We start from the raw sequence: 5,692 nt of genomic DNA on the forward strand, positions 1-5,692 counted from the left end.
TCATCTAAAGTATAATCGGAAAGAGGACGATCGGCTGCTATTTCCATTTTGATGATGCGCTGAATAAATCGCTCGTTTGTTCCCTGCAAAGCGGCTGAAGGATCGAGGTCATACCAACGCGCCAGGTTAATTATTACAAACAGCAAATCCCCTAATTCTTCTTCTTGCCTCCGTTTTTCTTCATGTCCGACCGCGTGTTTTAATTCTGCCAATTCTTCCTTAAATTTATCCCAAACACCTTCAATATTCGGCCATTCAAACCCAGCAGCAGCAGCTTTTTGAGAAATTTTCATTCCCGCCATCAACGGTGGCAAAGTTCGCCCATAGCGACTTAACTTAGAACTTAGTAACTGCGGTGCGTCCGTCGCTTCACCTTTTTCTGCGGCTTTAATTTCTTCCCAATTTTGACGTACTTCTTCCGCACTTTCAACTTGCACATCGCCAAACACATGAGGATGTCTGCGAATCAGTTTTTCTGTAATCCCTTCAGCAACTTCAGTTAAACTAAATTGACCGCAATCGCTAGCAATTTGAGCTTGCAATACTACTTGTAATAGTAAATCTCCCAATTCTTCTGCGATCGCATCCTTATCCCCACCGCGAATCGCATCCACCACCTCGTAAGCTTCTTCGATCACATAAGGAATCAGAGATTGGGGCGTTTGGGCCAAATCCCACGGACAGCCACCATCAGGCGATCGCAACTTCGCCACCACATCAATTAACCTTTGCAATGCTGCTAAACTAGAATCTTCAGCCATCTTTCCTCTGCGTTCTCTGCGTCTTGGCGGTTCGTTTCTTCACCCTCACTGGCGAAGATTTCCGCCTGCCCTTCTTCCTCTTAGGCATGATAGCCTTTAACCCACCACTTTTAAAGCGCTTGTAAGCAGAACCGCTCCAATCGGATAAAGAATGGCTCATCGCTCCCAATTCTAAACCGATATACAAAGCGATCCACTCGTTATAGTGTTGCACAAGGGAAGCCAAAACTAACTTAGCGAGTTCCTGCCAACTGGCGATCGCCACTCCCAACCATTCCGCCACCAAGCACAAAACCGACCCCAGCGCAACTATGCCACAGATAAGATAGACCGATCGCAACGCCGTACCGATAATTGGCCCATGCGATAAAAAAGACCGATGGCGCAGGCTTCTTTGATAAGGAATCCATATCCAGCGCAACCAACCCCAGCGTTGGAACTGCCGCGAGTAGATATCCAAATCCGGCCCAAACATCAGTCCCCCGAACAGAAACCCGCCTGACACAAGCAAAGTCAGGTTCCCACTCTGCGTCTGTCCGAACGTGAAACCCGCGACAACAGGTAAACTCCATAAAGTTATGCGATCGTGCGTTCCACCACTTGGCATTTTAAAAATAGTCTGCTACTATATGTAATTGTGCGCTGAAAACGGGCGGTTAGCTCAGTTGGTAGAGCGCCTGCCTTACAAGCAGGATGTCACTGGTTCGAGTCCAGTACCGCCCATACCTCCAGCCGTTTTCACTGGTACACAGTGGTACAAAATTGGTACACGCATTTATAAGGGTTTTAGCCTCTCGTCACCAGCATAATATCACTGTTTTTAGATGTAATTGTTTCAAACTCGCCATAGCCATCTTGCAATTAAGGTGGCTTTTGTAATTTAAAGAAGTTCCTAGACAAATGGAAGCATCAAGAATAAATGAACAGCCAGAATTAAAAACTAAAATTCAACAAGCAAACGAAACCTTTGCCAGTTCTATGACAGGTAAAATAGCTGAAGTCAAAATTTTCGGTAGTGATTTCAGCCAAGCTAAACTCAAAGAAGTTCAAAATTGTGCGATCGCGATCCAGAGGCGGTAGTTAATGAGTTTATTGAGTTAATCAGTAAGTAATTGATGTTTTAGGAGATTACAAGTAAAAAAAGAGTAAACATTCACCTTTTATGATTAGCATTAGTCGATTTGGTGCGATCGCCTTTTCCAGAGCAAACTCAACAAGAGAAAGCGATCGCACGTTGGGAAAAGTTTCGCAGCAATACCCATTTGCCCTTAATGATGGCTGATTCTGTGGGTGCGATCGTCTTTTCTGGATGCGATCGTAGTTTATCAATATAATTAATCGGAGCATTTTGCAGGCGAATATAGCATTGGTGTGGATGTGCCTCAACGCCACCATTTAGCTACATCCTGAATAGCATGAAAAAGGTCTTCCAGTACTGCTTCACCACCTAAAGCAAAGATTACTGGCTCTAACTCTGCCAAGTCTCTCAACAAGTTTGGGCGAGTGCGGAGAGATAGAGAGTGGAGTGTATCTTTCCAGAGGGAAAAAAGTTTAACTTCTGGCATCTGTGACAGATGGGGAGCTAAAGCTCTCAGGGCTTCGGCGCGATTGTACTCTTCCTCAATGGCTTGGGCAGCTTTGAGGGCTTCGGGTAACATCTCTGGCAGTTTGGGAGCTATTGCAATCAGGACTCGGACGCGATTACACTCAGACTCAATGGCTTGGGCAGCTTTGAGGGCTTCGGGTAACATCTCTGGCAGTTTGTCTGCTATTGCTCTCAGGGCTTCGGCGCGATAATACTCATGCTCAATGGCTAGGGCAGCTTTGAGAGCTTCGGGTAACACCTCTGGCAGTTTGTCTGCTATTGCACTCAGGGCTTCGGCGCGAAGATACTCAGACTCAATGCCTTGGGAAGCTTTGAGGGCTTCAGGTAACAAAGTTTCTGGCAGTTTGGGAGCTATTGCAATCAGGGCATAGGCGCGATACCTCTCATCCTCAATGGCTTGGGCAGCTTTGAGGGCTTCGGGTAACAAACTTTCTGGCAGTTTGGGAGCTATTGCAATCAGGGCTTCGGCGCGATACCTCTCATACTCAAAGGCTTGGGCAGCTTTGAGGGCTTCGGGTAAAAAAGTTTCTGGCAGTTTGGGAGCTATTGCACTCAGGGCATCGGCGCGATACCTCTCATCCTCAATGGCTTGGGCAGCTTTGAGGGCAGATTGTAGTGCTTTTTCTTTGAGAATTACAGACAAGCAATTTTCTATCTCTGCTAGTTCCGTAAGAGCTGTTACTTTCTGCTGTGGCTCTGGAATCTGCAAAGCATAAGCTAAACCCTGTTCTGGAGTCCACACCTGTTTTCTCACCAGTGCCACCAGCAAAGCAGGAGGAATATTTTTCGCCAAGCTATTCAGGGAAGCAACAATCAGCGCATAGCGGCATTGCCAACCAATAATTTTAGAGGTTGGCGTTTGATTGGCATCCACTATTTCCCAAATCCGAGAAATATCGCTGATATAGCCAGCCGTTTGTCCTAAACGTTCTCGCGCTTCATACCAACCATTGCGACCATTGGCGGCTGTCTCCCGTAGCAGTTGGTGAATTTCTTCTGTCCATTGCGCTTGCTCTAAATGCCACACTAAACGCTGATGAATGTAGCCATCATCAGCCAAAGTATGCCATTGCCCATTTTGAGTTTTCTGCTGATATCGTGCTAATAACTTTCTGTGAGCTTCAGGTAAACTAATCCCTATCCCTGCTGTAGATGTCAGCAGTCGGCGGGCAACATCGTGTAACAAGTCGTGCATCCGATAGCTATTCCAACTAGCACCCGCGATTTCTACAGGTGAGTTAGATTGCAATAGCGCGTCATTCCATAACAGTTCCAAACGCTTTTTAGCATCTGTAACAGAAATATCCCAAAGATTTGCCGTCATCGGTGCGGTGATGGTGACATCTTCAGGTAATACCCCCAACCAGATAAAATTGTGCCAAGCTGCTTCGCTATAGTCTTTTAGTGCTTTCAGACTCAAATTGAAGGTTGCTTCTAAAGCTTGCTTGCTGCGAGGTCCTTCTAACTCTTCTAATCTGGCTACCTCTGCCTTTAAAGCTGCTTCTAATTCGCTCCAAGCTACTCCCCGCTTTACTCTGGCTGCCACCAAGTTCAAAGCAAGTGGTAAATATCCTACTGCTTTAGCAACCTGTAAAGCTTCTTGTCCTTCTCCTGTGATTAATTCCCGTTCTAAAGATTTCGACAATAATGCCAGAGACTCCTCTGGTGTCATCAAATTTAGTTCTGTTAGTTTCGCTGTTACACCATCAGCCACATCAACTCGACGCGAGGTCACGATTACCTGAGATTGGGAACTGGCGACTAAGAAGGGCTTAAGGTGGTCTGAGTCCCAAACGTCATCAACAACTAACAGAACAGCTTTTTCTTGCAGTAAGCCGCGTAAATGATTTGAGGTTTCTTCGATGGTTCGTGCCGGAAATTCGTAGTCTCCGAGAGCTTTTACCCAACTACTTAGCAGTGAGATAATATCAGGAGTTTGACCTAATGTAGCCCACAGCACCCCGCCAGAGAAACGCTTTTGAATATCAGTATCGTGAGCTAAGGCAGCAACTAAGGTCGTCTTGCCAATTCCCCCTAAGCCATGCAATGCACTAACTAATAAAACGCCAGAATTAGAGGTGGTATTCGCCAACAAACCAGCTTTAAGACTGCGGCTAATGTCAGGGCGATCGACAAAATTAGTAGGTAAATTTGGTGCTTGGAAAGGTCTATCGACTGGACGACGATAATTAATAGTTAGATTACCGCCTACAACGCCAACTAAAATATTGCCATCGCCTTTTGAATTTTGAACAACATTATCTTCTTTATAACTAGAAATTGGTTGTGCAGATTGAAACTCAGATTTAGTTTTTTCCTCAAGTTTAGCAATGTTAGTATTCTTTGCATAAATATTATTAGTTTTATGGCTTAACTCATGCCCAAATCCGCGCCTTATCTTGCGACGTTTTTTACTAAAAGAACGAGCTAACTTAGAGAGAATTATATATATGCGTTTGAGAAGCTTTCTCAAATATCTTTTCAGCACTACTTTAGCCTCATATCTTCTATTCTCATTAACTAATTGATAGTTCCATCTCCTTGAACTACTGCAATCGACTTATTGTAATCACCAGTCACATTCTGTGCAACATTATAAGTATTAATAGCCTTCGCAACGGTTTCGGGATTTTCCTCTAACAACCGAGCTATTTCAGCAGCTAAAGCTCGATCTTCGTCTAACAATTTTTTCAGTTGTTTCTGAAGAGTCTCTTTAGCATCGTCATCTTTGGGAGAGTTGGCTAATTCCTCTGCTGCACCTTTTGCCATTGGCTTTGCTTCTACCTTCGGCTGCAACTTAGTCCACAAAGCCTTTGCTTTTTCCCATGCACCAGCACCCAACCCTTCACCCAATTTTTTACCTGCCTCTTCTGCGGCTTTTTCCCCTGCCTTCAAAAGGTAGGGTAAGAAAGGAGTTAAGAAAGCCGTCAACGTTACTACATCCATCTGCTAACTCCAGTGCAATTATTTGACTAGGATCATTTTCTACTTTATTCTTCTATACATGAGTCCGCCCAGATTTTTTTTGTAAATTTTTATTAAAATAGCTATATGTAACTGTAGCAGTCAGCAATCCCAAAGAGTTGGGTCTGCATCCAAGACGACGAGGACACGCACGCCCAAATTATGGTGCAACTGAAAAGGGGTGGGAATTTATACTAAATTTCTACAACCTTAATTCCAGACTAAAATTCTTAAACAAGATCTTTCCCAATTCCTTAAAATTTGACAGAAACAACAGGGATATACAGCGGTTCCCGCTGTAAAGAGGTACAATAAGATATGATTGTTGTAGTCAAAGCTAATGAAAGCATATTCCCTCGAT

6 protein-coding genes and 1 tRNA gene are annotated in these 5,692 nt (G+C 44.4%); 3 read left to right on the forward strand and 4 right to left on the reverse strand.

Annotated elements, in window-relative coordinates; genetic code table 11:
• A partial coding sequence (gene mazG / locus H6S82_RS15805) for a nucleoside triphosphate pyrophosphohydrolase (protein WP_191056405.1) occupies nucleotides 1-761 on the reverse strand: 761 nt, incomplete at its 3' end.
• Nucleotides 754-1,368: a metal-binding protein gene (locus H6S82_RS15810; RefSeq protein WP_190473651.1), complete on the reverse strand. Its 615-nt coding sequence runs from the start codon at nucleotides 1,366-1,368 to the stop codon at nucleotides 754-756. The genes H6S82_RS15810 and mazG, both read right to left, overlap by 8 nt.
• A gap of 43 nt (nucleotides 1,369-1,411) precedes the next feature.
• On the opposite strand from H6S82_RS15810, the gene H6S82_RS15815 reads away from it, so the two are divergent.
• From H6S82_RS15815 to H6S82_RS15825, 3 genes are all read left to right on the forward strand, one after another.
• Nucleotides 1,412-1,484, forward strand: a tRNA-Val gene (locus H6S82_RS15815).
• Between the two features lie 177 nt (nucleotides 1,485-1,661).
• Nucleotides 1,662-1,841, forward strand: coding sequence for a hypothetical protein (locus H6S82_RS15820; protein ID WP_190473649.1), 180 nt, complete (start codon nucleotides 1,662-1,664; stop codon nucleotides 1,839-1,841).
• 104 nt (nucleotides 1,842-1,945) lie between these two features.
• Nucleotides 1,946-2,095, forward strand: coding sequence for a hypothetical protein (locus H6S82_RS15825; protein WP_190473647.1), 150 nt, complete (start codon nucleotides 1,946-1,948; stop codon nucleotides 2,093-2,095).
• A 48-nt stretch (nucleotides 2,096-2,143) separates the two neighbouring features.
• Here H6S82_RS15825 and H6S82_RS15830 read toward each other — a convergent pair whose 3' ends face one another.
• Both H6S82_RS15830 and H6S82_RS15835 read right to left on the reverse strand, forming a co-directional pair.
• Nucleotides 2,144-4,855, reverse strand: coding sequence for an NB-ARC domain-containing protein (locus H6S82_RS15830; RefSeq protein ID WP_191056406.1), 2,712 nt, complete (start codon nucleotides 4,853-4,855; stop codon nucleotides 2,144-2,146).
• Between the two features lie 32 nt (nucleotides 4,856-4,887).
• Entirely contained in the window at nucleotides 4,888-5,313 is a 426-nt protein-coding gene (locus H6S82_RS15835; RefSeq protein ID WP_190473645.1) for a hypothetical protein, read from the reverse strand.
• Nucleotides 5,314-5,692 lie beyond the last annotated feature (379 nt).

The sequence above is a fragment of the Planktothrix sp. FACHB-1355 genome (assembly GCF_014748295.1).
Lineage (GTDB): Bacteria > Cyanobacteriota > Cyanobacteriia > Cyanobacteriales > Aerosakkonemataceae > Aerosakkonema > Aerosakkonema funiforme_A.

Bases quoted from the DNA above. Each gene is read 5' to 3' on its own strand.
- H6S82_RS15810 (WP_190473651.1), bottom strand. From the start codon at position 1,368: ATGCCAAGTGGTGGAACGCACGATCGCATAACTTTATGGAGTTTACCT.
- H6S82_RS15820 (WP_190473649.1), top strand. From the start codon at position 1,662: ATGGAAGCATCAAGAATAAATGAACAGCCAGAATTAAAAACTAAAATT.
- H6S82_RS15835 (WP_190473645.1), bottom strand. From the start codon at position 5,313: ATGGATGTAGTAACGTTGACGGCTTTCTTAACTCCTTTCTTACCCTAC.